This window comes from Mesorhizobium sp. P2_F5 (assembly GCF_056403715.1).
In genome coordinates this window covers 27,742-52,921 of sequence record NZ_JBFUEY010000005.1, presented here as the reverse complement: position 1 = coordinate 52,921, position 25,180 = coordinate 27,742, and the positions used below count along the sequence as shown (strand labels likewise).

The 25,180-nt window shown below is 62.1% G+C and carries 27 protein-coding genes and 2 pseudogenes; 11 read left to right on the top strand and 18 right to left on the bottom strand.

Translation table 11 applies throughout. From position 1 onward, the window contains the following. Positions 1-296 precede the first annotated feature (296 nt). Positions 297-746 (top strand): annotated as a pseudogene (locus tag AC1DYO_RS09605) (IS1 family transposase); the annotation flags it as partial. Here AC1DYO_RS09605 and AC1DYO_RS09600 read toward each other — a convergent pair. Continuing rightward, entirely contained in the window at positions 743-1,066 is a 324-nt protein-coding gene (locus AC1DYO_RS09600) for a c-type cytochrome (protein WP_477262574.1), read from the bottom strand. The pseudogene AC1DYO_RS09605 and the gene AC1DYO_RS09600 sit on opposite strands and share 4 nt — an antisense overlap. A 295-nt stretch (positions 1,067-1,361) precedes the next feature. Between AC1DYO_RS09600 and AC1DYO_RS09595 the strand changes: the two genes are divergently transcribed. Continuing rightward, positions 1,362-1,844, top strand: coding sequence for a CAP domain-containing protein (locus tag AC1DYO_RS09595; RefSeq protein WP_477262905.1), 483 nt, complete (start codon positions 1,362-1,364; stop codon positions 1,842-1,844). 30 nt (positions 1,845-1,874) lie between these two features. Here the strand turns inward: AC1DYO_RS09595 and AC1DYO_RS09590 are convergent, their stop codons facing one another. The 4 genes from AC1DYO_RS09590 to AC1DYO_RS09575 form a co-directional block, all read right to left on the bottom strand. Continuing rightward, entirely contained in the window at positions 1,875-4,502 is a 2,628-nt protein-coding gene (locus tag AC1DYO_RS09590) for an EAL domain-containing protein (RefSeq protein ID WP_477262572.1), read from the bottom strand. A gap of 327 nt (positions 4,503-4,829) precedes the next feature. Next, entirely contained in the window at positions 4,830-6,365 is a 1,536-nt protein-coding gene (locus AC1DYO_RS09585; RefSeq protein ID WP_477262570.1) for a DHA2 family efflux MFS transporter permease subunit, read from the bottom strand. Positions 6,366-6,707: 342 nt separating this feature from the next. Then, a complete protein-coding gene (locus AC1DYO_RS09580; protein WP_477262568.1) occupies positions 6,708-7,907 on the bottom strand; it encodes an HlyD family secretion protein in 1,200 nt (399 codons plus the stop codon). Continuing rightward, entirely contained in the window at positions 7,904-8,374 is a 471-nt protein-coding gene (locus tag AC1DYO_RS09575) for a MarR family winged helix-turn-helix transcriptional regulator (RefSeq protein WP_477262566.1), read from the bottom strand. The genes AC1DYO_RS09580 and AC1DYO_RS09575 overlap by 4 nt, the downstream gene beginning before the upstream one ends. A gap of 239 nt (positions 8,375-8,613) precedes the next feature. Between AC1DYO_RS09575 and AC1DYO_RS09570 the strand changes: the two genes are divergently transcribed. Beyond that, positions 8,614-9,447, top strand: coding sequence for a GyrI-like domain-containing protein (locus AC1DYO_RS09570; RefSeq protein WP_477262564.1), 834 nt, complete (start codon positions 8,614-8,616; stop codon positions 9,445-9,447). Between the two features lie 6 nt (positions 9,448-9,453). Here AC1DYO_RS09570 and AC1DYO_RS09565 read toward each other — a convergent pair whose 3' ends face one another. Next, entirely contained in the window at positions 9,454-10,389 is a 936-nt protein-coding gene (locus AC1DYO_RS09565; RefSeq protein WP_477262562.1) for a bifunctional helix-turn-helix transcriptional regulator/GNAT family N-acetyltransferase, read from the bottom strand. A gap of 111 nt (positions 10,390-10,500) precedes the next feature. After that, positions 10,501-11,688 (bottom strand): MFS transporter, encoded by a 1,188-nt coding sequence (locus AC1DYO_RS09560; RefSeq protein WP_477262560.1) that lies wholly within the window; start codon positions 11,686-11,688, stop codon positions 10,501-10,503. Between the two features lie 153 nt (positions 11,689-11,841). On the opposite strand from AC1DYO_RS09560, the gene AC1DYO_RS09555 reads away from it, so the two are divergent. After that, the gene (locus AC1DYO_RS09555) at positions 11,842-12,468 is read left to right on the top strand and encodes a TetR/AcrR family transcriptional regulator (RefSeq protein ID WP_477262558.1); all 627 of its coding nucleotides are present in this window, start codon (positions 11,842-11,844) and stop codon (positions 12,466-12,468) included. Positions 12,469-12,482: 14 nt separating this feature from the next. Here the strand turns inward: AC1DYO_RS09555 and AC1DYO_RS09550 are convergent, their stop codons facing one another. After that, a complete protein-coding gene (locus AC1DYO_RS09550) occupies positions 12,483-13,250 on the bottom strand; it encodes a hypothetical protein (RefSeq protein WP_477262556.1) in 768 nt (255 codons plus the stop codon). A 168-nt stretch (positions 13,251-13,418) separates the two neighbouring features. Between AC1DYO_RS09550 and AC1DYO_RS09545 the strand changes: the two genes are divergently transcribed. From AC1DYO_RS09545 to groL, 3 genes are all read left to right on the top strand, one after another. After that, positions 13,419-14,216, top strand: coding sequence for a class I SAM-dependent methyltransferase (locus AC1DYO_RS09545; RefSeq protein WP_477262554.1), 798 nt, complete (start codon positions 13,419-13,421; stop codon positions 14,214-14,216). 185 nt (positions 14,217-14,401) lie between these two features. Continuing rightward, on the top strand, positions 14,402-14,698 hold the full coding sequence (gene groES, locus AC1DYO_RS09540) for a co-chaperone GroES (RefSeq protein WP_006203049.1): 297 nt from the start codon (positions 14,402-14,404) through the stop codon (positions 14,696-14,698). 62 nt (positions 14,699-14,760) lie between these two features. Then, positions 14,761-16,416 (top strand): chaperonin GroEL, encoded by a 1,656-nt coding sequence (groL, locus tag AC1DYO_RS09535; RefSeq protein ID WP_477262552.1) that lies wholly within the window; start codon positions 14,761-14,763, stop codon positions 16,414-16,416. 149 nt (positions 16,417-16,565) lie between these two features. Here the strand turns inward: groL and AC1DYO_RS09530 are convergent, their stop codons facing one another. Then, positions 16,566-17,174, bottom strand: coding sequence for a TetR/AcrR family transcriptional regulator (locus AC1DYO_RS09530; RefSeq protein ID WP_477262550.1), 609 nt, complete (start codon positions 17,172-17,174; stop codon positions 16,566-16,568). A gap of 98 nt (positions 17,175-17,272) precedes the next feature. Here AC1DYO_RS09530 and AC1DYO_RS09525 point away from each other — a divergent pair, with 98 nt between their 5' ends. Genes AC1DYO_RS09525 through AC1DYO_RS09515 form a run of 3 tightly spaced genes read left to right on the top strand, consistent with a single transcriptional unit; the run spans position 17,273 to position 19,180 of the window. Further along, positions 17,273-18,283 (top strand): zinc-dependent alcohol dehydrogenase family protein, encoded by a 1,011-nt coding sequence (locus AC1DYO_RS09525; protein WP_477262548.1) that lies wholly within the window; start codon positions 17,273-17,275, stop codon positions 18,281-18,283. 41 nt (positions 18,284-18,324) lie between these two features. Continuing rightward, positions 18,325-18,777, top strand: a complete 453-nt coding sequence (locus tag AC1DYO_RS09520; protein ID WP_477262546.1) for an OsmC family protein — start codon at positions 18,325-18,327, stop codon at positions 18,775-18,777. Positions 18,778-18,793: 16 nt separating this feature from the next. Then, a complete protein-coding gene (locus AC1DYO_RS09515) occupies positions 18,794-19,180 on the top strand; it encodes a nuclear transport factor 2 family protein (protein WP_477262544.1) in 387 nt (128 codons plus the stop codon). Between the two features lie 78 nt (positions 19,181-19,258). Here the strand turns inward: AC1DYO_RS09515 and AC1DYO_RS09510 are convergent, their stop codons facing one another. Then, positions 19,259-19,774 (bottom strand): OsmC family protein, encoded by a 516-nt coding sequence (locus AC1DYO_RS09510; protein ID WP_181060279.1) that lies wholly within the window; start codon positions 19,772-19,774, stop codon positions 19,259-19,261. 54 nt (positions 19,775-19,828) lie between these two features. Further along, positions 19,829-20,254: a GFA family protein gene (locus AC1DYO_RS09505; RefSeq protein WP_477262542.1), complete on the bottom strand. Its 426-nt coding sequence runs from the start codon at positions 20,252-20,254 to the stop codon at positions 19,829-19,831. A 209-nt stretch (positions 20,255-20,463) separates the two neighbouring features. Between AC1DYO_RS09505 and AC1DYO_RS09500 the strand changes: the two genes are divergently transcribed. Further along, complete coding sequence (locus AC1DYO_RS09500; protein ID WP_477262540.1) at positions 20,464-21,459, top strand: AraC family transcriptional regulator; 996 nt, start codon at positions 20,464-20,466, stop codon at positions 21,457-21,459. Positions 21,460-21,482: 23 nt separating this feature from the next. On the opposite strand, the gene AC1DYO_RS09495 is transcribed toward AC1DYO_RS09500, so the two are convergent. The 7 genes and pseudogenes from AC1DYO_RS09495 to AC1DYO_RS09465 form a co-directional block, all read right to left on the bottom strand. Continuing rightward, on the bottom strand, positions 21,483-22,094 hold the full coding sequence (locus AC1DYO_RS09495) for a LysE family translocator (RefSeq protein ID WP_477262538.1): 612 nt from the start codon (positions 22,092-22,094) through the stop codon (positions 21,483-21,485). 258 nt (positions 22,095-22,352) lie between these two features. Continuing rightward, positions 22,353-22,667, bottom strand: a pseudogene (locus AC1DYO_RS09490) (YkgJ family cysteine cluster protein); the annotation flags it as partial. A gap of 67 nt (positions 22,668-22,734) precedes the next feature. Next, entirely contained in the window at positions 22,735-22,896 is a 162-nt protein-coding gene (locus AC1DYO_RS09485; RefSeq protein WP_477262536.1) for a hypothetical protein, read from the bottom strand. A 1-nt stretch (position 22,897) separates the two neighbouring features. Next, on the bottom strand, positions 22,898-23,305 hold the full coding sequence (locus tag AC1DYO_RS09480) for a hypothetical protein (RefSeq protein WP_477262533.1): 408 nt from the start codon (positions 23,303-23,305) through the stop codon (positions 22,898-22,900). Beyond that, positions 23,305-23,529: a hypothetical protein gene (locus AC1DYO_RS09475; protein ID WP_477262531.1), complete on the bottom strand. Its 225-nt coding sequence runs from the start codon at positions 23,527-23,529 to the stop codon at positions 23,305-23,307. The genes AC1DYO_RS09480 and AC1DYO_RS09475 overlap by 1 nt, the downstream gene beginning before the upstream one ends. A gap of 293 nt (positions 23,530-23,822) precedes the next feature. Next, positions 23,823-24,032, bottom strand: coding sequence for a cold-shock protein (locus tag AC1DYO_RS09470; protein WP_023671502.1), 210 nt, complete (start codon positions 24,030-24,032; stop codon positions 23,823-23,825). 472 nt (positions 24,033-24,504) lie between these two features. After that, positions 24,505-25,158 carry a glutathione S-transferase family protein gene (locus tag AC1DYO_RS09465; protein WP_477262529.1) on the bottom strand — a complete coding sequence of 218 codons (654 nt, stop codon included), beginning with the start codon at positions 25,156-25,158 and terminating at the stop codon, positions 24,505-24,507. Positions 25,159-25,180: the final 22 nt, after the last annotated feature.

The following is a 25,180-nucleotide window of genomic DNA, read 5'->3' as shown; positions in this document are numbered from 1 at the left end:
TCAAGAACGCCGGCATTGTAGCCGATATTCCGGGAAAAGTCGCCGCATCACGCGATTTGGTAGTGTCTCAGTTTGAAATTTGCGGAAACGCCTAATTCGTTTGGCCGATATGTGCAAACGCCTATATGCTTAGCGGAAAGCATGGAGGTGGAGATGCCGGATTACGAAGTGTGGGCTTCAAACAAGCCTAGACGCGTGGACGCACCTCGCCTTGGAGACAAGCGACCGAAAACAAGCATTTGAGAAGGCTCAGGAGCTATTCGAGTCTCCTAGGTTTCATTTCGTCGCCATCGATTGCGGTCGAGGAAGCCTTTGGTGCGGATATCGACTATGCAATGCTGATCAAGCAGTACGGCGAGCCGGAAGGCAAAAAGACCTCGCCAGAGCGCCGCTACAGCCCCGCAGTTTGCACTGGCGCGACCAAGACCCGGATTGAAGGCAATCCTGATCCGGTGCACGTCAGCACGTCGCATATCGAGCGCGCCAATCTCACGATGCGCATGGCGAACCGCCGCTTCACGGGCCTTACCAATGCGTTCTCAAAGAAGTTCGAAAACCATGTCCACATGGTCGCGATCTACACGGTTTGGTACAACTTCATCAAAATGCACAAGACGCTTAAAATGACCCCGGCAATGGCCGCTGGCGTGTCGCAGACGCTTTGGTCGATGGACGATCTTTGCGAGAAGATGGACGCCGTTGCGCCGAAGCCGGGCAAGCGCGGACCATACAAAAAGGGGGCTTAAGGCGGAGCTTCGACGGTAATCTTGATCGCGGCATAGTAAGCCGCAGCATTGGCGATGTCTTCCTGGCTCAGGTTCTTGGTGACCGCCGACATCATTTGACTCTTGCGCTCTCCGGCCTTGTAAGCCATCAGCGCGTGGAGGAGATATTCGTACTTCTGCCCGGCGATATTGGGCGTGTAAGTCGATCTGCCGAGGCCATCCTTGCCGTGGCACGCTTGGCACTGCACCATGACTTTCCGGCCAGCGGTGATGTCGCCTGCTGCCCGCGCAAATGACGAGGTGACCACGAGGGCAGTCAGGCCAAGGATCAAACCACGCATACTATGCTCCGTGAATGCTCCGTGCGGACGACAAGGCACCCTACACCCGGCGAGACGGCATAGCGAATCTTCCATGATTGAAGATCGGAATTTCAAACTGAGACACTACCCGCGATTTTCATCGGCGCCCCAGGCCGATCGCCTGACGCGGCGCGTTGAAGACCGCCTCGATGAATCCATCCGTTGCGATTTTCGCAGCCCTGCCCGGCAAAAGCCATGATCGCCGCTAAGTCAGACAGGCATGACACCGATCGACACCACCAATTACCCGCTCACGCAAGCCCGCTCGGGCGAAATGGGGCCAAAACCAAACAGGCGCTTGCTGCTGATCGGCTTTGCGGCCATGGCCGGCCTCGCCGCTTGCAGCACGGTCTCGGTGCCGACCGGCGAAGGCGCCGGTGTCTCGTCCTCCGCCACCGCGACACTGGCCGGCATCCGCGCTTCGGCCGGGCTGCCGGCGCTGGTGGCGGACACCCAGCTCGAGCAGGCCGCGCTCCAGCAGGCCGGCTATATGGCCTCACGCGAACGCATGAGCCACACGACGGGCTGGGGCAAGGATTTCGCGTCACGGATGAAGGACAATGGCGTGCGGGGCGCCGCCGCCGAGAACATCGCCGAGGGCCGGTTCGACCAGCAGAAACTGTTCGACATCTGGATGCATTCGACCGGCCACCGCCGCAACATGCTCGACCCGGATTTCAGCCGCTTCGGCCTTGCCTATGTGCGCGACGGACGCGACGGCGCCATCCGCTACTGGAGCCTGGTGCTGGGACGGTAATCGCCTGCGGCTACCGACGCCAACCCATCGTCAGCCTTTCGCAATGACCTCGCCGATATCCCCGGCCGAAAGCGGTTTGCTGAAATAATTGCCCTGCATTTCGTCGCAATTGTTCTTGCGCAGGAAGGCGACCTGGTCTTCCGTCTCGACGCCTTCGGCAAGGACCCTCAGGTTCAGCTTTTGACCCAATGAGATGACGGCGGCGGTAACCGCCTGATCGTTCTCGTCGGTCGCGAGGTCGTCGATAAAGGACTTGTCGATTTTCAGCCGCTGCACCGGAAAGGTCTTGAGCGCGCTGAGGCTGGAATAGCCTGTTCCGAAATCGTCGATCGAGATCTGCACGCCAAGCTTTTGCAGTCCGTTCATCGTTGCGACTGCCAGATCGAAATCCTGCATGATCAGGCTTTCGGTCACTTCGAGCTCGAGATACCTGGCTTCCAGACCGCTTTCCTTCAATGCGTTGACGACGCGGTCGATCAGGTTCTTCTCCCTGAACTGCCGCGCCGACACGTTGACGCAGACGGTGACGGGCGGCAGACCAGCGCGCTGCCAGGCTTTGTTTTGCCGGCAGGCTTCGTGCAGGATCCAGTCGCCGATCGGCACGATCAGCCCGGTCTCCTCGGCGGCCGGGATGAACATCATCGGCGACACCACGCCTCGCGCCGGGTGGTTCCAGCGTACCAACGCTTCGACGGCCAGGATCTGACCCGACCGCAGATCGACCTGCGGCTGGTAGAGCAGCGCGAATTCCGAACGGGCAAGCGCGTTTCGCAATTCCTCCTGAAGCAGGAATTTTTCGTGTGCGCTCGAGTTGAACTCGGGGGCATAGAACTGGAAATTGTCGCTGCCGAATTCCTTGGCGCGAGACATGGCGGCATCGGCATTGGCCAACAGCTTATCCGGGCCCGTCCCGTCCTTCGGGTAATTTGCGATGCCGATGCTGGCCGTTAATCGCAGGCGGTGCTCGGCGACAGGAACCGGCTCGGCAATCGCATCCCTGATCGTCTGCAGGGTTTCCGAGATGACATCGACATTGGTGGGTTGATCGAACAGGACGATGACAAATTCGTCGCCGCCTACCCGCACGACGGTGTCGGTCGCCTTCACGCATCCAAGCAAACGGCTGGCGACAGTCCTAAGGAGTTCGTCGCCGGCATTGTGGCCCAGCGTATCGTTCACCAGTTTGAAATTGTCGAGATCGATGAACACCACCGTCACCCAGCGATTGTACCGCTGCGCGTAGAGGACCGCCTGGGAAAGCCGATCCTCCAGCAAAGCGCGATTGGGTAGCCCGGTCAGCGCGTCATGGTTGGCCATGAAGTGGATCTGGTCTTCAGCCCGTTTGCGCTCGATCGCAATACCGGCAATGTGGGTGGTGAATTCGATCAGGCGGGTCTCGGCCTCGGTCGGTTCGCGCACGCTCATCGAATACATGGCAAAGACGCCCAGCACGACGCCCTGATGCGACAGGATCGGGGTCGACCAGCACGAACGGTAGCCATAGGGCGCCGCGAGTTCGCGGTAATCCTCCCAGAGCGGATCCTGCAGGATGTCGGCGACGATGACCGGTTCGCGCCGGTAGGCGGCGGTGCCGCACGACCCTGTCTTGGGGCCGATGGCAGATCCATCGATGGCACTCATATAGGCTTTGGCCAGGCTCGGCGCCGCACCGTGTCGCAAATGCACGCCATCCTTGTCGAGCAGCAGGACGGAGCCAAATATCCCCTTCAGTTGGGACTCCACCAGGCGCATCAGGCTGTAGAGCACGCTTTCGAGCGGTGCGCTCGTCGCAATCATCTCCAGGATGTTTGCTTGTCCGCCGCGCAGGACATCGGCCTGCTTGCGGGCGGTGATGTCGCGGGCGATGCCAACCAGACCGAAAATTTCGTTTTCAGCATTGCGCAACGGCACCTTGGTCGAGGAGAACCATTTTACGGCGCCCGACGCATCGACGACAAACTCCTCCGCCTCGATCAAGGGTTGTCCGCTTTCGAGCACCGACTGTTCGACTTGCCGAAATCTCCGCGCAACCTCCGGGGGATGGATATCGAAATCGGTCAAGCCGATCATGTCGGCGGTCTTGTCATGGCCACTGTCAGTCGCAAGTGCGCTGTTGACGACCATGAAGCGGCTTTGCGTATCCTTGACCCAGAGATAATTGGGCACCCAGTCGATCAGTGCCTGCAACGAGATGCGCTCGTCGACGATCTGTCTATTGGCGATGAGATCGGTAATGTCGTCATGCGTGGCTACCCAGCTGCCGTCGGGCATTGACTGGTTATAGATCTGGATGGTCCGGCCGTCGGGGAGTTTGGCGGTCCAGGTTCTTGGAGCCTTGCCTGAATTGACCGATCTCGCCATCGCCAGATAGGCGTCGGTGGCCAGCGCCGCCGTGCCGGCTGCGGCGCGGCGCTCGACGATTTCGCTCAGCGTAAGGCCGGGGCGCACCTGCTCGGGTGCGAGGCGGTAGATTTCCGCATAACGGCGATTGCTCAGGATCAGCCGCTCGTCGCGGTCGAAAAAGCAGATGCCTTGCGAAATGTTTTCGATCACCGTCTCGAAGCGCAGCGCCTGTGCTTCGAGTGCCGTGATCGTCGCCCGGAGGTCCCGCTCCAGCGACGCATAGGAAACATCGGCCAGTTTTGCCAACGCGGCCAAGCCGACAGGCTCAGTCGTTTCTGCTGATTTCCTGGATGATTTCGTAGCCAAACAGACCTTCTCCCAGCTGGGTCTGAAAGAACGCAACGATCATTTATGTGCCATGCGACAGTCTGTTGATAGTGTTGGATATGTACTAATAGCATATAAACCGGACCGAAATCAGACGCGAACGTTTCTGGTTACCTGAAACTTAAACGCCAGTTTCAAATCGCCATCGGCGCTGCAGAATCGATATTCTCCGATATCTGGAGAGTTTTGCGACCATCTCGGCAATCGCCCGTCCGCGACAACGTCATCTGAAATCGACGAATATCGACGCGCGTCTCAATCCATATGTGCCGCCGGCGCCGCGCCAGCTGCCGGGGCCGTCTTCGGCTTGCGCAGCAGAAACACAAACGGGATGGCAATCAGCGTCATCATCATCAGTATTTTGAAGTCGTTGACGTAGGAGATCATCATCGACTGGATGTTGACCATGCGGTCCATCTGCGAAAGCGCCATCGGATCGCCGTTTGCCGCGGCCGGCGAGGCCGCCCACAGATTTGGGTTGAACGGATTGATGAAGGCCGACAGCTCGGTGTGATTGACCTGCGTGTTGCGCACCAGCAGAACCGTCACCACCGACACGCCGATCGAGGAACCCAGATTGCGCACCAGGCTGAACAGCGCCGTGGCGTCGGTGCGGAAGCGCACGTCGAGCGTGGCGAAGGCCACCGTCGACAACGGCACGAACACCATGCCCATGCCCAGGCCCTGGATGACGCCGGAGCTGAGAATGAGCCAATTGTCCATCTGCGGCGTGAAGCCTGCCATCGTATAGAGCGATTGCGCGGTGAGCAGAAAGCCGATGACGACGAGAATCCTGGCGTCGATCTTGCTCATGAGCCGCCCGACGACAAGCATCGAAATCATCGTGCCGACACCGCGCGGCCCCAAGACGACACCGATGGTGACGGTCGGATAGCCGAAGATGGTCGACAGCATCGGCGGCAGCAGCGACATCGAGGCCAGGATAAGCACACCCATGACGAAGATGAAGGCCAGCCCGGTGACGAAGTTGCGGTCGAGGAAGATCTTCGGGTTGATGAAGGGGCGCTCCGCCGTCACCGTGTGGATGATGAATACCCAGAAGCCGGTTATCGACAGGCCTAGCTCGATCCAGATTTCGACCGAGGAAAACCAGTCGACCTCGCCGCCGCGGTCGAGCAGCAGCTGCAGTGCGCCGACGCCGAGCGATATCATGGCGAAACCGAAGAAATCGAAGCTGCGCACGCGCCGGGCAACGACCGGCAGATAGGCGGCCATGCCGAGAAAGGCGATGATACCGACCGGCAAATTGATGAAGAACACCCAGCGCCAGTTAAAATTCTCCGTCAGCCAGCCGCCGAGCGTCGGGCCCAGGATCGGCCCCAGCATGATGCCGGCGCCCCAGATGGCCATGGCCTGGCCGTGGCGTTCCCTGGGGTTGATGTCGAGCAGGAAGGTCTGCGACAGCGGCACGATTGCCGCGCCGAACACACCCTGCATCAGCCGAAAGAACACGATGCTCTCCAGGCTCCAGGCAATGCCGCACAGCATCGAGAACAGGGTGAAGCCGACCACCGCCGCCAGGAACAGTTCCTTGCGGCCGAAGCGGTCGGCCAGCCAGCCGGTCACCGGCGTCATGATGGCGGCGGCAACGATGTAGGAGGTCAGCACCCAGTTGATGTTGTCGGGCGAGGCACCGAGATCGCCGGTCATGGTCGGCAGCGCGACGTTGGCGATCGTGGTGTCGAGCGCCTGCATCACCGTTGCCAGCATCAACGCCACGGTGATCAGGCCGCGATGCGGCACTTCCTTGAAAGGTTCTGGCGTACTCATGATGCGGAACTTCCGACAGGTAACAAAAACGTGTACACTAGGCTTCCGGGCGGCGAGGCCCTCTCTGGTGAACAGACCCTCATCGCGGTGGGACGCGATCTATCGATGTGGGGGTTACATCGACCGAAGGTCTCAACACATCAGGCGCTTGCCGCCCGGAAATCCAAGGACCGAAGGATCGGCGTCGAGATTGTCAGGCTGTGGTCAGGCCGCGATGCGGCCCGGTCCAACCCCACCCCTCGCGCAACCTGCCATCGGACCAATCCTGTCATTTCATCTCGCCTGAGCGAGCATTCTGCCCGGCCGTGATCCTGCTTTTGAGGATCACGGTCCACTCACAGTCTATTGTGCCTCACCCGCGGTGGCGTGGCCGAAGATGGCCGGGAGCCCGCGGGCAACGCCGGTATCCACCGTAACCGAGGCGCTCATGCCGGTGCGCAGCGCCATTTTGGCGTCGGCATCGGTGAGTTCCAGGCGCACCGGAATGCGCTGCGTGACCTTCACCCAGTTACCGGTGGCATTCTGGGCCGGCAACAGCGAAAACTCCGCGCCGGTGCCGGCGCCGATCGCCTTGACGGTGGCCTCGAAAGTGCGGCCCGGATAAGTGTCGACCACGATCTCGGCCTTCTGGCCTGTTTTCATGTGGGTAAGCTGGGTTTCCTTGAAATTGGCATCGATCCAGGTGTCGCCGGTCTCGACCAGCGCAAACAACGGCGTGCCGGAACCGACATACTGACCGACCTTGAAAGACGAGGCCTGGCTGACGATGCCGTCAGCCGGCGCCTTGACCGTGGTCTGCGCCAGATCGTAGGCGGCCTTGTCGCGCGCGGCGAGAGCCGCCATCACCGTCGGGTGCTTGTCGGTCTCGATATCGGGATTGCCGGCGAGAGCGGCCTTGGCGCTGATGATGCCTTGCTCGGCAACGGCCAGCTGCTGCCTGGCCTTGTCGAGATCGTTCTTGGCCTGATCCAACGAGGATTTGGCGTTGATGCCCTTCTGGGCAAGGTCGGCCGCGCGGTCATACTGCGACTGCGCGTAGTCGACTTCGCTAGCGTCGGACCTCTCCTGCGCCATCGCCTGGCTGTAGGCCGCGCGCAGCTGTTCGATGCCGACGCGCGCGACCGCAACCGCCGCGTCGGCCTGGGCCAATGCGATCCGGTAGGGCTCGGGGTCGATGGCAAACAGCACATCACCCTGCTTGACCAGCTGGTTGTCCGAGATGTCGACCTGAACGATGCGCCCGGCCGTATCCGAGGCGATCGACACCTTGGCCTGCTGCAAATTGGCGTTCTCGGTCTCCTGATAGCGACCGCCGGTCACCCAGACATAGCCGCCGCCAATGGCCAGCGCCGCCGGCAGGACGACCATTAACAGCAAGCGGCCGAGGCGGCGCGGCTTTTTCGGGGCCGGCGCGGGCTGCACGGGCGGAGCCACCGCGACAGGGGTGGCGGCCGGCTGCGTCGGCGCTTCGGCAACCGGCTGTGCCGGCGCTTCGATTTCGAGCTTGGTTACATTGTCGTCTAGCTTGGCTGCCGCGTTCATGCCGCTGCCCCTTCCGTACTCTTCAGAGCCGACGTCTCGCCGTCCGCAAGGTTCCGAACGATGGTGTCCAGCGCCCGGATCAGCACGCGGCGATCTTCCGGTGAAACGCCGACCAGCGACTCCTCATAGACTTCGCCGGCCAGGCTCTTGACCTCGGCATAGGCGGCGCTCGCCTTGGCGGTCGGGAAAATCATGCGAACGCGGCGATCGGTGGCATCGGGGCGGCGTTCGATCCAGCCGCCCTCCTCCATCCGGTCAACGAGGCGCGAGACGCTGATCGGCTCGATTTCGAGCAGTTCGGCAAGCCGTGCCTGACTGATGCCCTCTTCCTTGGCGACGCGGACCATCAGCCGCCATTGCGCTGACGAAAGCCCGAGCCCGCTGGCGCGCGTCTCGAAGCGCTTGCGCAATAGACGCTGCACGTCGTGGATCAAAAAACCCAATCTATCTATGCCGTCGGAAACCATGAGCGGTATATATAATAAGCGTGCTTACTATTCAAGATACCGCATTGCGCCAGAGCCGGCAAACGGGGATGGCAGCAATGCACGAAGGTCATGGTCAGCGACCGATGGACGGCCCCGAAGTTCCTCAGCTGGAGCTGAACCCACCTGACGAGCGCCGTTCGATTTTACGACAGGCGCAATTTCAATCAAACTGGCCTCACGGAAAGACGGCAACATGGTGCCGCCAAATGCGAGGAGCCATGAACCCGACAGAGAAAGCGCTGTGGTTTGTCGAGAGCCATCTGCCGGAAGCGATCTCGCTGGACGATGTCGCGCAAAGCAGCGGCGTGTCACGCTTTCATGTGACGCGCGCCTTTGGCGCCGCCACCGGCCGTTCGGTGATGGGCTATATGCGCGCGCGCCGGCTGACCGAGGCGGCGCGCAAGCTGGCCGCCGGCGCGCCCGACATTCTCAGCCTCGCGCTCGATGCCGGCTATACCTCACATGAGGCCTTCACCCGCGCCTTCCGCGACCAGTTCGGCACGACGCCGGAACTGGTGCGCGCGCAGGGCAACCTTAATAACCTCGACCTCGTGGAGCCGATCCTGATGGACCAGTCCTTCCTCGCCACGCTGAAGCCGCCGCGCTTTGAGACCGGCCGTCCCTTCCTCATCGCTGGCCTCGGCGAACGCTACAGCTGTGAAACCAGCGCCGCCATTCCGATGCAATGGCAGCGCTTCGGCCCCTATATCGGCAACATTCCGGGCGAGACCGGCGACGTCGCCTATGGCGTCTGCGTCAACGGCGACGATGCCGGCAATTTCGACTACATCGCTGGCGTCGAAGTCCTGGATTTCTCCGACCTGCCGAAGGAGCTTTCCAGGGTGCGGGTGCCGGCGCAGAAATACGCCGTCTTCACCCATGCCGAGCACATCTCGACCATCCGCCGCACCGTCAACACGATCTGGAACAAATGGCTGCCGGCCTCCGGCCACGACATAGCCGACGGCCCCGAATTCGAGCGCTACGGGCCGGAGTTCGATCCACGCGGCGGCAATGGCGGGCTGGAGATCTGGATTCCGGTCAAGACCTGAAAGTCGCTACAGTTCCAGATTCCAGTTCTGGCCGACCAGATCCTTGCCGAAGGCGTGGTGGCGCTCTTCGTCGGCTAGCTTGAAGCCGGCAGTCTCGTAGATGTGGCGGGCGGCGGTCAGGATGTCGTTGGTCCATAGGGTCAGCGTCTTGTAGCCCTTGGCGCGGGCGAAGCCGATGCACTCATCGACCAGCCGCTTGCCGATGCCGAGGCCGCGCGCCGACGGCTCGACATAGAGCAGGCGCAGCTTCGCCACGTCGTCGGACTTGCGCACGACGAAGACCGAGCCGACCACCTCCCCTTGCCGCTCGGCGATCCAGCTGCGCTCCCATTTTGGATCGAAGGATTTTACGAAGGCGCCGAGGATTTCGGCGACCAGCGCCTCATAGGTTTCGTCCCAGCCATAGTCCTGCGCGTAGATCTGTCCCTGACGGCGGACAATCCAGCCGATGTCGCCGACCTGCAACGGCCGCAGCATATAGGGGACTTTGGGCTCCGGGCTCTCACCCAGGAGCTGCTGCACCGTCTGCATGGCCTTGACCAGCCGGTCCTGTTCGGCAGCGGGAAGCCGCTCCAGCAAGGCCGCGACCTGATCGTGCGAACCCCGGTTCAGCGGCGCGAAGGCCTGCCGCCCCGCCGGCGTCAGCGTGATCGACGATTGCCGCGCATCCGACGCCAGCGCCGCGCGCGAAATCAGCTGCAAGTGCTCGAACTTCTTCAGCAGACGGCTGACATAGCCGGCATCGAGGCCGAGATCGCGAATGAGATCGGTGGCGGTCAGGCCATCGCGATGCGCCAGCTCATAGAGCACCCGCGCCTCGGTCAGCGAGAAGGCGCTTTTCAGCAGGCCTTCGTCGAGCAGGCCGATCTGGCGGGTGTAGAAACGGTTGAACGCCCGCACCGCGTCGATGCGTTCCTTGCCGGGTTGATGATGGATCGTCATGGGCAATCTCCTGCCCGAGGACGATCGATCATTTATTTGACTTAGTCAAGTATCGTCATACGAAACGGCTGGACGCTCACGCCATCGTGTCTTCGTGAAAAGCGGTTTCGATCAGGCGATGGCGCGGCGGCGGCGCGCGACCAGGATGAACAGGCCAAGCATTGCCACGCTAGCCGCGGCACTTGCGGCGGCGAATTCCGGCACCGTCCGGAAATCCTTGCCGTCGATCAGCAGCGATGCCGCGATCGGCCCGATGGCCAGACCGAAAAGCTGGGCGGCCGGCACCAGAAGCACGGCCGTGCGCGTCTCGTCGGCGGTGATCCCCAGCCGGATCTGATAGGGCACGATGAACAGAAGAATGAAGCCCATGACCAGAGCGGCGGCCCAGAAAATCGCCGGGCCGGGGCTGCCGGCGAGCACCGCAGAACAGGCGACGGCGACCACGCCGATCGCCACGATGGCGACGCGGTAGTCGATGCGCGCCTCGAAGGCGGTCGCCGTCATCGCGCCCAGGACCTGGACCGCCAGGCTGGCCGAGACGATCAGGCCGACGGTACGGCCGTCGATGCCATATTGCGCGCCGAGCGGCTCGAGAAAAGCCCAGACCGAGCCGAAGAACATGAAGTAGCAGAAGACGCACAGCAGAGCGGTGAGCGAAGGAACGGTCAGCACATTGCTGAACTGTTCCCCCTTGGGCAGGTCGGCATAGTCCGCCGGGACTATGAAGGCGACCGCCACCGAAGCGATGCAGACGATCGCCAGGACGATGAAGCCGCCCGCCGATCCGGCAGCCGGGACCACGTAAAGCGCCAGCAAAAGAGCCAGCGCGCATTGCGCCAAGGTCTGGATGGTGACGAAATAGCCGCCGATCCGCTCAGCCCGGCGCGAGCGGGCAATCAGTTCGGTGGCGACCGCCACAAGGCCGCCTTCGGCAAGACCGGCCACGGCGCGTGCGCCAATCAGCGAATTCGGGCTGGCCGCATAGGCGGTTGCCCAGTTTGCCAGCGCCAGCAGGACCAGAAGGATAGCACTCTTCCAGCGCATATTGTGGGCGGACAGCATCATCGCCACCACGGCCGAACCGACGCCGATGGCGATCATCTCCGCCGTGGCGACCAGCGCGAGTTCGTCGCCGCTGACATGTCCCTCGGTGTAGAGCGCGCCAAGCAGCACCGGCTGCAGGCCGAGGATGAGCAGGCCGACCGAGCCGATCCACAGCGCCGAGGCCAGTTGCGCGCCGGTCGGGTTGCCGACCAGCCAGTCAACGTTTCCGGCATCGGCGTTACGAACAGAAGTCACGGGCGCCTCCCAACGTCCTTGCTTGACGGCAAAAAAACTGACAATCTGTCAGTATTTAGAAACTGATACTCGATCATATTCGTTTGTCAATCACTGGTGAGGCTCGGCATTAGCAAGGCTGGGGATCGAATTGGCGATCGAGAGGGTGGCGGCATGAACGAAGCAATGAGAACGGCGACCGAACCGAGGCGCAGGCCGAAGCAGGAGCGCAGCCGCGAGCGCATCGACGCCATCCTGTCGACGACCATGCGGCTGATCGGCGAAAAGGGCATCGACGCCGTCACCATGAAGGAAGTCGGCGCGCTGGCCGGCGGGCCGATCGCCACCGTCTATCATTACTTCCCCAACAAGTCGGCGATCCTGGCGATGCTCTACGAGCGTTTCTCCGAAGTGAGCCGCGCCCGGCTTGCGGTGATCGTTGCCGACATCGGCGGGCTGAATGACGTCATCGCCGCCGCCGACAGGCTGCTCGACGATTACTATGAACGCGTCGCCGGCGACCCGGCCATCCAGGATTTGCAGAACGCCATCCAGGCCGACAAGGCGCTGCAAAATCTCGACATCGCAGAAACCCGGCAGCAGGCGAGGATGTTCTGCGACCATGTCGAGGCGTTTCTCGCGCCGGAGCGGCGCGGAGAGTTCGGCCGCATGGTTTTCCTGATCTTCCAGCTTGCCGGTGGAGTCGTACGCATGGCGCTGACCCAGGATGAAGCGGAAAGCCGGCATACAATCGAGGACTACCGGTCGATCATCCATACGCAGTTGCGCCAGTTTCTTTAGGCGAGAAGTACTGCCTATCGCGCCCGATGCATAAGGCCCTCGAAGCCGTCGGCCAGGTGGGCAGCGCCGGCCGTAAACATTTTCACCAGATTCTTGGGACGGCCCGGTGTCTTGTTGGCGTCGAGCAGGATGGCCCTGCCCTCATGCATGACGAAATCGAATTTGCCGTAGTCGAAGCCGAGTTCTCGTCGCCGCTCGCGGATCTCGTCCGGAACAGGGACAGGCTCGCGTCGGATCGTTTCAGATGCCTTGACCAGGCCGTTTGGCGAGATGTAGCGGGTGCAACGCTCGCTCTCTCCGCAAAACACCCAGAACCGCAGTGCGAAGCCATCGGGCTCCCGTTCGGCAATGAACTTTTCCACGACCAGATCGTCGTCGCAGAAGACTCGATCCGGGACGTCGCCAAGAGACCCGTAGACCTCATAAGGCTGCAGCCCCTGCACATCAGGAAAAGGTGGCTGCTTGCCCGCGCGTCTCGATCGCCGGTTGAGGAACGTCTCCGGAATGCCCTGATTGTTGAGATTGGTTTTGACGATGACCGGGCCCTGCCAGGCGTCGTCGTGCTTTAGCAACGCGCCGCTGACCTGTCGCTTGGAGATGTCGGCCGTTACGAGATTGAGGCAGAATGGAAAACCCCGTGCATAGTCGAGATAGTCCGCCGGTGTGACCGTTGCATCGACATGCAGAATTGCGATGTCGGCACTGTGTGTCCTGGCCGGGCCTTGCTGGATCCGGACCGAATGGCCGCGCCTTTTCAGCTCCTCGATAATATCGAAAAGCATGTATGGGCTCGACCTGCGCAGTAAGAGGTTGCGGCCGCCCTGGAACCGATCGTGTTCATGCGTTACGACGACAATTCGTGCCACCGGCTGCCTTTTGATTTCCTGCAATTTTCTAATAAGCGACTGTGACCACCAAAAGCCAGGAGTCTCGGACTCTGCAAAGGCAGCATGACAAATCATTGGGACAATTATCACCGTCACTGGAGGCTTCTGGACGCGCCGCTTCGGCCGACGCCGGAAACCGTCGATATATTCGAGCACGAACTCAGCCTGGCAAATGCCGACGTCCTGCTCCTGGGGGTGACGCCGGAACTCGCCGTGCTCGGCAGATCGATGCTGGCAATCGACCAATCGGCGGCCATGATTTCGGGCGTATGGGCCGGCGACAATGCCTCGCGCAGGGCGATGGCTGGAAACTGGCTGGATTTGCCCGTTGCCAATGCCGGCGCCGAGGCAGTCATTGGCGATGGCTGCCTGTCCGCCGTCGCTTCGCAGTCAGCACGCAATCGCCTGCATGGCGAAATCGCCAGGGTGCTGAATTCAGGCGGGCGGGCCGCGATCCGCGTTTTCGCGGCCCCGGAAACGACTGAGGACCTGGCTGATATCGAAGCCCAGGTACTAGCCGGCGCAATCGAGAATTTCCATGCGCTCAAATGGCGGATTGCGATGGCATGCACCACGGGAGGCCTGGATTTCGCGATCAAGGTACGGGCGATCCGCGACACGTTCGACGGCTTGTTCCCCGACCGCGAGGCGCTTGCCGCGCGGACGGGATGGAGCATCGCGTCGATCAACACGATCGACGTCTACGCCGGTTCCGACATAAGCTACAGCTTCGCGCCGCTGGCCGTGCTGGTCGATGAGGCGAGCGGCTGGTTCGGCGAAGTGCGCGTCGTGCCGAGCGGCACCTATCCCCTGGCGGAGCGATGCCCGCTGCTGGTGCTTGAATCGCCGAGGCGCCGCTAGGCTTCCCGTCAGACCACGGCAGGGCTCCAATTAGAGCAAATTGAGCCCACCGTTCGCCTTGACTCTCGAAAGCCACGCGCCTATTTCAGCGCCACGTTAGCACTCGACCCAAGTGAGTGCTAACTCATGTCCGGCACCGCCGGATGGAGGAACTGTTCTCACCGTTCTCATTCGAGGAAGAAAAAATGGCAAAGTCGAAGTTCCGCCCGCTTCATGACCGCGTGGTCGTTCGCCGGGTCGAATCCGAATCCAAGACCGCCGGCGGGATCATCATCCCGGATACGGCAAAGGAAAAGCCGCAGGAAGGCGAGATCATCGCCGTCGGCTCCGGCGCCCGTGACGAAGCTGGCAAGCTGGTTCCCTTGGACGTCAAGGCTGGCGACCGCATCCTGTTCGGCAAGTGGTCGGGCACCGAAGTCAAGCTCAATGGCGAAGACCTTCTGATCATGAAGGAATCCGACATTATGGGTATCATCGGCTGATTATCGGCCTCCTCATCAACTGAATTTTCGGGCTCTCCCCGAGCCCCTGCCAGGAGCTAAAAATGGCTGCTAAAGACGTAAAATTCTCCCGCGACGCCCGTGAGCGCATGCTGCGCGGCGTCAACATCCTCGCCGACGCGGTGAAGGTCACGCTCGGCCCCAAGGGCCGCAACGTCGTTATCGACAAGTCGTTCGGCGCCCCGCGCATCACCAAGGACGGCGTCACCGTCGCCAAGGAAATCGAACTTGAAGACAAGTTCGAAAACATGGGCGCGCAGATGGTCCGCGAAGTTGCTTCGAAGACCAACGACATCGCCGGCGACGGCACCACGACCGCGACCGTTCTGGCGCAGTCGATCGTCCAGGAAGGCCACAAGGCCGTTGCCGCCGGCATGAACCCGATGGACCTGAAGCGCGGCATCGATCTGGCCGTGACCGAAGTCGTCGCGGCTCTCGGCAAGGCTGCCAAGAAGATCAAGACCTCCGAGGAAGTTGCCCAGGTCGGCACGATCTCGGCCAATGGCGACGAGTCGGTCGGCGCTATGATCGCCGAAGCGATGCAGAAGGTCGGCAACGAAGGCGTCATCACGGTTGAAGAAGCCAAGACCGCCGAGACCGAGCTGGAAGTCGTCGAAGGCATGCAGTTCGACCGCGGCTACCTCTCGCCCTACTTCGTCACCAACGCCGACAAGATGGTTGCCGAGCTCGAGGACGTTTACATCCTGCTGCACGAGAAGAAGCTCTCCAACCTCCAGGCCATGCTGCCGGTTCTCGAAGCCGTCGTGCAGACCTCCAAGCCGCTGCTCATCATCTCGGAAGACGTCGAAGGCGAGGCTCTGGCCACGCTGGTCGTCAACAAGCTGCGTGGTGGCCTGAAGATCGCCGCCGTCAAGGCGCCGGGCTTCGGTGATCGCCGCAAGGCCATGCTGGAAGACATCGCCATCCTCACCGGTGGCCAGGTCATCTCGGAAGACCTCGGCATCAAGCTCGAGAATGTTGGCCTCAACATGCTCGGCCGCGCCAAGAAGGTGTCGATCTCCAAGGAGAACACCACCATCGTCGACGGCGCCGGCAAGAAGGCCGAGATCCAGGGCCGCGTTGCCCAGATCAAGCAGCAGATCGAAGAGACCACGTCGGACTACGACAAGGAGAAGCTGCAGGAACGTCTCGCCAAGCTGGCGGGCGGCGTTGCGGTGATCCGCGTCGGCGGCGCGACGGAAGTCGAAGTCAAGGAAAAGAAGGACCGCGTCGATGACGCCCTCAACGCGACCCGCGCGGCCGTGGAAGAAGGCATCGTTGCAGGCGGCGGCGTCGCCCTGCTGCGCGCTTCGGCCAACATCAAGGCCACCGGCGCCAATGCCGACCAGGCTGCCGGCATCAACATCGTTCGTCGTGCGCTGCAGGCTCCGGCCCGCCAGATCGCGGCCAACGCCGGTGCGGAAGCTTCGATCGTTGCCGGCAAGATCCTCGACAACAAGGGCGCTACCTACGGCTACAACGCCCAGACCGGCGAGTATGGCGACATGATCGCCATGGGTATCGTCGACCCGGTCAAGGTCGTTCGCACGGCTCTCCAGGACGCGGCCTCGGTCGCCGGCCTGCTTGTCACCACCGAAGCCATGATCGCGGAGGCTCCGAAGAAGGAGTCGGCTGGCGGCGGCATGCCTGGCGGCATGGGCGGCGGCGGCATGGGCGGCATGGGCGGCATGGATTTCTAAGAAATCCATAAAGCACGCCCATGAGCTAAAGTTGCTCAAGCCCGCAAGCGGGCTTGAGTGGCGGCATGGATTTCTAATCCAACTCCCATCAGCCTTCAGATACGGAAAGGGCGCCGAAAGGCGCCCTTTTTGTTTTCAAGATCAGCTAGTTAGGCCGCGCTCTCCGCCTGCTGCGCAACCTTGCCCGCAAGCACCGCCTGCTCGACAAGCGCCGCGACCTCGTCGGCCACCACTAGCACCGGGGCGCGGTCGCGGGTGGCTCGGGCGATTACCATCAGCCCTTCCAGCGACGATTCGACCAGCAGCGCCAGGGCATGCGCGCGGCGCTCCGGCACCCCTGCCCTGACAAAGGCCTGTTGCAGCAAGCCGATCCATTGCCCGAAAGCCGAACGGCAGAGTTCCGCCAGTTCCGGCACGTCTTTGGGTGAGTCCAGCACCACCGGCGCAATCGGACAGCCCAGCGAAAAATCGTGGTCCTCCAGCATGCGCCCGACCGACTGGTAGATGTGATGGACGGCCACCGCCGGATCGCTCTCGGCGGCCAGCGCTTCGCCCAGCCTTTTCGTCACGTCGGCGACGCTGTCGCGCGTCACCTCGATGACCAGTTGGTCCTTGCCACCCGGAAAATGGAAGTAGAGCGAGCCGCGCGGCGCGCCGCTGGCGCCCAGAATGTCGTTGAGCGAGGTGCCGTGATAGCCGCGCTGCCTGAGCAGCAGCGCCGTCGTCTCGAGTATGCGGGTGCGGGTGTCGTTCGCCATGTCAGCCTCTGTCAGCAGTAGCCATTATAGGACTTGCGAAAAATATGACAACCGGTCTATATAATATGTAGATCGGTCTATATATGTGGAGGCAAGCAATGCGCAGCTACCGTCTTGAAGGGTTTGGTGGAACCGAATCCCTGGTGATGCGCGACGAGGCGCGGCCGGAACCAAAATGCCACGAGATCGTGGTGCGCGTTCGCGCCACCTCGCTCAACCGCCGCGACACGATGATCCTCGGCGGCACCTATCCGCTGCCGCCGCGCCAAGGTGTAGTGCCGTTGAGCGACGGCGCCGGTGAGGTCGTCGCGATTGGCGATCAAGTCAACCGCTTTGCCGTCGGCGACCGCGTCACCGGCAGTTACTTCGCCCGCTGGATCGATGGCCGCATCAATGCCGGGCTGATCGATCAGCTCGGCTGCACTCTGGACGGCATGCTGAGTGAGTATGCCGTGCTCGACGAGCAATGGGCGGTGCGGCTGCCCGATCATCTGAGCTGGCACGAGGCGGCAACGCTGACCTGCGCCGGCGTGACAGCCTGGAACGCCGTGACGGCGGCCGGAATTCTCAAACCTGGCCAATGGGTTCTGGTCATCGGCTCGGGTGGCGTATCGCTGTTTGCGCTGCAGTTCGCCAAGCTCGCAGGCTGCCGCGTCGTGGCCGTCACGTCGCGCGCCGAGAAGGCCGACAGGCTGCAGGCGCTGGGCGCCGACCTGGTTGTCTCCAGCACCGACATGCCTGAATGGGGCGCCTGGGTGCGCGAACAGACAGGCGGTATCGCCCTCGTCGTCGAAACCGGCGGCCCGGCCACCTTCGCGCAGTCGCTGATTGCCAGCACGCTTTATGGACACATTGTGCTGCTGACGCTGCAGGACACCAAAGGCAGATCGATCGAGATGCCGGCAGGGCTTTACCAGCGCAGCCTCGTCACCATCAGCCGCCTGTTCGTCGGCAGCCGGACGAACCTCGAAACGATGCTGCGCGCCGTCTCGCAGCATCGCCTGAAGCCCGTTATCGACAAGGTCTTCCCCTTTGCCGAGGCCCCTGAAGCCTACCGCTACTTCCAGCAGGGCGACGTATTCGGGAAGGTTGTCATCGACGGCGCCTGACCCGTTTGCCCGCTTTTCAACCCCGAACCAGGAGAACGACCATGACCATCCGTGAAGCTTCCGCAGAATGGCAAGGCACGCTGAAGGAAGGTTCGGGCCGCCTGCGGCTTGGCAGCGGCATCTTCGAAGGCGCCTATTCCTTTCCCTCGCGTTTCGAGAACGGTCCAGGCACCAATCCCGAAGAGCTGATCGCGGCAGCCCATGCCGGCTGCTTCTCGATGGCGCTGACCTTCATCCTCGGCCAGGAAGGCCATGTCGCCCGGACCATCCGCACCGTCGCCAAGGTGCATCTCGGCGCGACCGCGGCCGGGCCAACGATCACCCGCATCGAGCTCGAAACCGAGGCGGAGGTCGCCGATCTCTCGGCAGACGAGTTCGAGCGCCTTGCACAGTCGGCCAAGGCAGGCTGCCTCGTCTCGCGGGCACTGGCCGGCGTTTCCAGCATAAATCTCAAGGCTGGGCTCATCGCCAGCGCTGCCCCTGCCGAACATTGAACATCAGGAGGCAAAGATGAAACAGGATAGTGTCGTGACAATTCACGCGGACGAACAATCCAGCCAGACTGCCGAGATCATGCGGCGCTTCAACGATGTGTTCCAGTTGCACGATCCATCGGCGCTCGGCGAACTGGTCGCCGAGAACTGCGTCATCGAAAACACCGTGCCGGCTCCGGATGGCGCGCGCCATGCCGGCAAGGATGCCTGTATTGGCTTATGGTCGGCGATTGCCACGCAAGCTGGCACGAGCTTCGACCTCGAGGAAACTTTCGTCGCCGGCGAGCGGGTGACGATCCGCTGGCGCTACTTCATGGCCGACGGCAACTCCATCCGCGGCGTCAACCTGATGCGCGTCGCGGACGGGCGGATCGTCGAGGCGATGGGCTACGTCAAGGGATAGGCCTTACCCGATGCGGCACCACACTTGGATTAATCCGGAATCTCGCCCGGCAGGGCAGAGATTCCGGCTGTTGTCCCGTTAATGGACGACCCTTTGCAGCTTCACCGTCGTTTTGGGGCTGTTCTGGATCGTCTGGAAGATCACGCAGTAGCGGTCGGTGAGTTCGAGCAGCTGGTCAAGCTGGCTCTGCGAAGCATCGGTATCGATGTCGAACCGCAAGCGGATTTCCTTGAAGCCGACCGGCACGCCTTCTGTGACACCAAGCGTGCCGCGAAGGTCGACGTCGCCTTCCGCGGAGACTTCGGCCGACCTGATCGGAATTTCCAGCACGGCCGCGGCCGCCCGCATCGAGACGCCGGCGCAGGCGATCAGCGCCTCAAGCAGCATGTCGCCGGAGCAGAGCTCCTGACCGCTGCCGCCGGCCATCGGATGGATACCGGCAAGCGCCAGTCCACGCCCGGTCTCGACCTTGCAGGTTACGGTGGAGGCGTCAGCGACACCCCTGGCCTTCAAGGTGAGAAACGCGGCCTTCGCATCTTTGCGATAAAGATCCTTGATCGGTTCCTGCGTGGCGCGGAATGTTGCGATTTCCATGGATAATCTCCTGTGGTGAATTGTAGTTGTCAAAATGGCGAGCAGTGGCCGGCCTTACTCCGGCACGGCGATGCCGGAGCCGCCGAGTTCCGCGGGAAAATCCCTGAGCTTGGGCAGTCCGTCCTTCATCGGCAGCACCGTCTCGGCATAGTTGACGTGAACCCCAGGCGTGAATTTCACGCCCGGTATCGTCGCCGCATAGACATCGACCAGGCCAAGCGGCGGATGATCGGTCATCAAATGACCACCGCATTTCGTGCAGAACTGGCGATCGCTCATTTCGGTTTTCTCAAAGCCGGACAGGAACTCCGCGCCCTTGGTGACCTTGACGTTCTCCGGCTTCCACAGCGTGAAGGCATTCACGGGAGACGCAGACCACGATCGACAGGAACTGCAATGGCAATAGCCCATTGCCTCGGCGGACCCGTGCACTTCGATTTCCACGGCGCCGCAAAAACACCCGCCTCTATGTACCGTCATGACTTTTGTCCTTGGTTGGTTTCGACTGCGCTCGGCGTCCGCTTTCGGCAGCGCTTGAGCACCAGCGGGGTGTAAGGCTTTCGGCTGCGAACTGAATGATGCGGCGTCCGCCTTGCTTGACAGCGCGTCCGGAACTGGAAAGGGATGTCGCACCGGCACCGCCCTTCGCAGTGCCGGCTCGCCGGGGATGGGTGCGGGACGAAACGGAAATGGCCGGGGATGCTCTGTCTGACCTGTTAAGGACGGTACGGCTTACCGGCGCGACGTTTTTCGACATCGAAGGACACGAGCCGTGGGCCGTCTGTTCGCCGGCGCCGTCGTCCATCTTGCCGAAGATCCTGCCCGGCGCGGACCATCTGATCTCCTACCATGTGGTGACGGCCGGCCGCTGCTTCGCCCGCATCGTCGGCCAGGAAGCGATCGCGCTGGAGGCCGGCGAAGTCGTGGTCTTCACCAGGAGCGACCCGCACATCATGTCGAGCAATCCGGCGCTGCGCGCCGATCCGCCGACAGCCGACGTTCTCGACATCGCGACCGCCGGCCAAATGCCGTTTTACATCAACTGCGCCGGCGACGGCGCGACCTCGGCAAGGCTGGTCTGCGGCTATCTCGCCTGCGACGCACAGCCGTTCAATCCCCTGCTCGAGGCGTTGCCGCCGGTGATCAAGGCCGGAGATGTAAAAGGCGATGGCGGCTGGCTCGGCCAGTTCATCAAGCTGGCTGTCACGGAAGTGGCGGAAAAGCGCGCCGGCAGTGAAACGGTGCTCACCAAGCTCAGCGAACTGATGTTCGTCGACGTGCTGCGCCGCTACGTGGAATCGCTGCCGCCGCAAACCACGGGCTGGCTGGCGGGCCTGCGCGATCCGCATCTGGCCAGGGCACTGGCGCTGATCCACGACCGTCCGGCGCATAACTGGACCGTGGAGGCACTGGCGAAGGACTCGGCGCTGTCGCGCACCGTGCTCGCCGAACGCTTCACCAGGCTCGTCGGCATGCCGCCAATGCACTATCTCGCCAAATGGCGCATGCAGATCGCTTCGGAACTGCTCAGCGCCGGCAACGCCAATATGGCGAGCATCGCGGCCGAAATCGGTTACGAATCCGAGGCGGCGTTCAGCCGTGCCTTCAAGAAGATGATCGGCGTTCCACCCTCAGCCTGGCGTCTCGGCATCCGGACCGGATCCGGAACCGACGAGGAGTTATAGGCCGAGGGGCTGCAGTTCCTGTTCTACCGATCCGCCAGCGCCAGCTTGGCGCCGAGCATGACGAAGGCGCCGGCAAAAGTGCGGCGCATCCAGGTCAGCACCATCGGCCGCGACACGACATGGCTGCGGATCGAAGCGGCAAAGATGCCGTAACCGACGAACACGACGAAGGTCAGCAGCATGAAGACGCTCGAGAGTTCGAGCATCTTGGCGAATGCGTTCGGTTCGGTGGTACTGACGAACTGCGGCAGGAAGGCAAAGAAGAAGATCGACAGTTTTGGGTTGAGGATGTTGATCAGGATGCCGGAGGTGATGACCTTGGCGGCCGAGCGGGGTGCTACGTTTTCATCGACGCTCAAGCCGCCTTTCTCCTTCAGCGTGTTCCAGGCCATGTAGAGGAGATAGGCAACGCCGAGATACTTTAGGGTCTCGAAGGCAACAGCACTTGTGTGCAGCAGCGCCGCCAGGCCGGTGATGGCGGCGGCCATATGCGGAATGATGCCGAGCGTGCAGCCGAAAGCGGCAATGATCGAGGCGCGCACGCCGCGCGAAAGCCCGGCGCTCAGCGTGTAGAGAACGCCGGTGCCGGGCGAAGCCACGACGATCAGCGACGTCAACAGGAATTCGATGCTCATGGATCCTCCAACGCCCTGCCCGGCGACAACGTACCGGGAGGTGTGGGGATGGGCAAGCGGCGGTGAGAGTAATCTCCCCCCTCGTGGGGGAGATGGCCGGCAGGCCAGAGGGGGGCGCGAAGGATCGCCTGCGTCGGGTCGATCCTCGCCGGAAATCTATTCAGGCGTAGGATTGAAACTCGACAGAGAAGCCGGCGGGACAGCGCCCCCCTCTGTCCTGCCGGACATCTCCCCCACATGGGGGGGGATTGGCAGTTCGAGCGGCATCCCGTGCGCCTTGCGCGCCATCAGGCAATCGTCGCCGCCGGGCATGCAAGCGCGGCAGACGTCGGGGCGGATCTCGTAAATGCCGCAGGCCGTGTGCTTGCCGACCTCGCCGGTCAGCGCCGTACAGCGCACACCCTCGCAGCGCATGCCGGACAGGTCGGCGGATACGAATTTTTCTGGAATCCGGTCGAGCTGCGCATCGTCCTCGGTCGAGAAGCGTGGCCATTCGGCTGAGTAGGAGCAGCAGGCGCCGCAGCTCTGGCAATCGAAGATTGCGACCGTGCCGGCTTCCTCATCGCCAGACAAAAAGTCCGGGGCGCCAGCCAGGTCGGCAGACGCGACGGAGGGGTAACCGGCAACTCGTGGCAAGGCGCTATTTCTTCTTCTTGCCCTTCGGTGCGTCCGCCGGCGACTTGAACAGATCGGTCGCGGTCTCGGCGGCCTCAGCAGCCTTCGGCGCGGCAGCGGGCTTGGCCGGCTTTGCAGCGGCAGCCGGCGTTGCCGGCTGGTCTTTGGCGGAGAATTTTATGGCCATGTCAGTCCTCGTCGGAAAAACGCGATGATGGTGCGCGCGGATTGCGCAAGCGGCCGATCAGCGCCGAGACCGCCGTGATGTTCATTTCCTCGGGCGACCAGTTCCTCGCCTCGGCGATGTGGTGCGCCGCGAGCTCGCGATGCGTGCTGCCGCTGTAGGCGGCATCCTGATAGGTCACGCGCTCCTGGGTCTTTTTGTCCTCGCGGACATATTCGACCAGATAGTTCGGGGCTTCGGCACGGCCGCGCACGCCGACGCGCACCTGCGCATCGCCATGGGCACGCTTGCAGCGCTCGAGCTTTTCCAGCACACGCCGGACGTATTCGACCGGCTTGTCCAGGCCTGTGACCATGGACGCAATGGTCGCATCGGCATCGATCGGCGTTGGCGGTACGCGCTTGGTAGCCATCAGCGTTTGCCTGCCCGCTTCGGCGACGCCGCAAGGGCCGCGGCCGCGGCCATCTCGTCGGCTTCCTTTTCCTTGCGCAGTTCGCGCAGGCGCGCGGTCTTGGCTTCGCGCGCCTCGCTGACGGCATCACGCTCGGACAGGATGCGGTTGAGCGACATCGACTGGGTTTGCGTCTTGCTGAACAGCGACACGGCCTGGTCGGCGGTCTTCGATTGAGTGGTCAAAACTTTCTCCTGTCGGGAGCCTGGCGCCGATCGGGCGAGACCGGTCTGCGGTCACGACCAAAGCAATATGGCACCGGGGCAATACGGGCGGTTCAGATTGCTGGAGCGTCCCTTAGCACGTTCCGGCCGGCGTGCAGCGCACTTTTAGCGGCATGACACGCAAAATGAAAAAGGCCAGGCACCGCCTGACCTTCCATGGAAGCGCCGCGCATCCTATTGGATGCGCAAGGCACTCCTTTCAGCCTTTCATCGGTGCCAGTACATCCGTGGTCACCGGAAGGCCGAATTCTTGATCAGGCCGCCTTCAACTGATCGGCGGACATCTTGCCCGACTTGTTGTCGCGGGTCATCTCGTAGCCGAGCTTCTGGCCCTCGACGATGTCACGCATGCCGGCGCGCTCTACGGCCGAGATGTGGACGAAAACGTCGGCGGAGCCGTCGTCAGGCTGAATAAAACCAAAACCTTTGGTGGCGTTGAACCATTTCACTGTGCCGGTAGCCATGAAGAATCCTTTCCCTGGCAAATACTCGTTAACCGTCGTGCGAATGCATAACGGTTTTTGTCTCGATTTTTGATGGGGAAGTTCGTCAAAGGCGCGCGTATGTGCGCGGATAACAAAAGTCGGTCAAACAAATATCGACATATTTCTTCTAGACTTCTTTTGGCGCCGAGTCAATTTCTGGTTTCTCCGCAGGCAGAATTCAACCTGGGGATGCCGGGTGCATGAGACCTCAACTGGCGAATTGGCGGAGCGCAAGGCGGGCGTAAAAAAATTCACCGGGCGCGGAACCAATCGCAAGCCGGCGCATTTTTATGGTGTCAGCAATTTTAGAGAGCGATCTCAGGACTGCTGGCGAAAGGACGCCTCCCGCACATTAAATGGTGCGAGAGGCGTTCTTGTATGTGGCGGGCTTTTTCGGACGGAAGACCGCTCACACTTTTACTGGAATTGCTCCGGGATGTCGTCAGTCGACCTATTCGTCCGGGCCGGGTTCCGGCCACGTCTCCTTCGCCGCTTCCGCATACCAGTGCCGCATTGCCGGCGTTGCCAGTATCGCGTCGACATAGGCGCGTGTATCGGGCGCCAGTTCGCCGCCATAGGTGTCGAAGCGGGTGACGACGGGCGCGTACATGGCATCGGCCGCGGTGAAATGGCCGAACAGGAACGGGCCGTCCTTGCTGAATTGTTCGCGGCACTGGCGCCAGATCGTTTCGATGCGCGCGCGCTGGAGTTCGCCTTCAGCGTCGAGCGGCTTGTGGCCTTTCGGCCGGCGCAAATTCATCGGCCAGCCATAGCGCACCTCGCGAAAGCCGGAATGCATCTCGGTCGCCACCGAGCGCGCCAAGGCACGAGCGCCGATATCGTCGGGCCAGAGTTTTTTCTCCGGAAACAGGTCGGCCAGATATTCAAGGATGGCAAGGGTTTCCCAGACGATCCTGCCATTGTGATTCAACACAGGCACCAGGCCGGTAGGCGACACTTTCGCCAGATTGGCAAAAGTCTCCGGCGTGCGCAGGCGCACAAACCCTTCCTCGAACGGAATCTCCAGGTGCTTCATCGCAACCCATGGCCTGAGCGACCAGGACGAAAAGCATTTGTTGGCGATGATGAGCGTGAATTCGGCCAAGACGGTCTCTCCCAAAATTTTC

Bases quoted from the DNA above. Each gene is read 5' to 3' on its own strand.
- AC1DYO_RS09600 (WP_477262574.1), bottom strand. From the start codon at position 1,066: ATGCGTGGTTTGATCCTTGGCCTGACTGCCCTCGTGGTCACCTCGTCA.
- AC1DYO_RS09595 (WP_477262905.1), top strand. From the start codon at position 1,362: ATGGGGCCAAAACCAAACAGGCGCTTGCTGCTGATCGGCTTTGCGGCC.
- AC1DYO_RS09585 (WP_477262570.1), bottom strand. From the start codon at position 6,365: ATGAGTACGCCAGAACCTTTCAAGGAAGTGCCGCATCGCGGCCTGATC.
- AC1DYO_RS09580 (WP_477262568.1), bottom strand. From the start codon at position 7,907: ATGAACGCGGCAGCCAAGCTAGACGACAATGTAACCAAGCTCGAAATC.
- AC1DYO_RS09575 (WP_477262566.1), bottom strand. From the start codon at position 8,374: ATGGTTTCCGACGGCATAGATAGATTGGGTTTTTTGATCCACGACGTG.
- AC1DYO_RS09570 (WP_477262564.1), top strand. From the start codon at position 8,614: ATGAACCCGACAGAGAAAGCGCTGTGGTTTGTCGAGAGCCATCTGCCG.
- AC1DYO_RS09565 (WP_477262562.1), bottom strand. From the start codon at position 10,389: ATGACGATCCATCATCAACCCGGCAAGGAACGCATCGACGCGGTGCGG.
- AC1DYO_RS09555 (WP_477262558.1), top strand. From the start codon at position 11,842: ATGAACGAAGCAATGAGAACGGCGACCGAACCGAGGCGCAGGCCGAAG.
- AC1DYO_RS09550 (WP_477262556.1), bottom strand. From the start codon at position 13,250: ATGCTTTTCGATATTATCGAGGAGCTGAAAAGGCGCGGCCATTCGGTC.
- AC1DYO_RS09545 (WP_477262554.1), top strand. From the start codon at position 13,419: ATGACAAATCATTGGGACAATTATCACCGTCACTGGAGGCTTCTGGAC.
- groES (WP_006203049.1), top strand. From the start codon at position 14,402: ATGGCAAAGTCGAAGTTCCGCCCGCTTCATGACCGCGTGGTCGTTCGC.
- groL (WP_477262552.1), top strand. From the start codon at position 14,761: ATGGCTGCTAAAGACGTAAAATTCTCCCGCGACGCCCGTGAGCGCATG.
- AC1DYO_RS09530 (WP_477262550.1), bottom strand. From the start codon at position 17,174: ATGGCGAACGACACCCGCACCCGCATACTCGAGACGACGGCGCTGCTG.
- AC1DYO_RS09525 (WP_477262548.1), top strand. From the start codon at position 17,273: ATGCGCAGCTACCGTCTTGAAGGGTTTGGTGGAACCGAATCCCTGGTG.
- AC1DYO_RS09520 (WP_477262546.1), top strand. From the start codon at position 18,325: ATGACCATCCGTGAAGCTTCCGCAGAATGGCAAGGCACGCTGAAGGAA.
- AC1DYO_RS09515 (WP_477262544.1), top strand. From the start codon at position 18,794: ATGAAACAGGATAGTGTCGTGACAATTCACGCGGACGAACAATCCAGC.
- AC1DYO_RS09510 (WP_181060279.1), bottom strand. From the start codon at position 19,774: ATGGAAATCGCAACATTCCGCGCCACGCAGGAACCGATCAAGGATCTT.
- AC1DYO_RS09505 (WP_477262542.1), bottom strand. From the start codon at position 20,254: ATGACGGTACATAGAGGCGGGTGTTTTTGCGGCGCCGTGGAAATCGAA.
- AC1DYO_RS09500 (WP_477262540.1), top strand. From the start codon at position 20,464: ATGGCCGGGGATGCTCTGTCTGACCTGTTAAGGACGGTACGGCTTACC.
- AC1DYO_RS09495 (WP_477262538.1), bottom strand. From the start codon at position 22,094: ATGAGCATCGAATTCCTGTTGACGTCGCTGATCGTCGTGGCTTCGCCC.
- AC1DYO_RS09485 (WP_477262536.1), bottom strand. From the start codon at position 22,896: ATGGCCATAAAATTCTCCGCCAAAGACCAGCCGGCAACGCCGGCTGCC.
- AC1DYO_RS09480 (WP_477262533.1), bottom strand. From the start codon at position 23,305: ATGGCTACCAAGCGCGTACCGCCAACGCCGATCGATGCCGATGCGACC.
- AC1DYO_RS09470 (WP_023671502.1), bottom strand. From the start codon at position 24,032: ATGGCTACCGGCACAGTGAAATGGTTCAACGCCACCAAAGGTTTTGGT.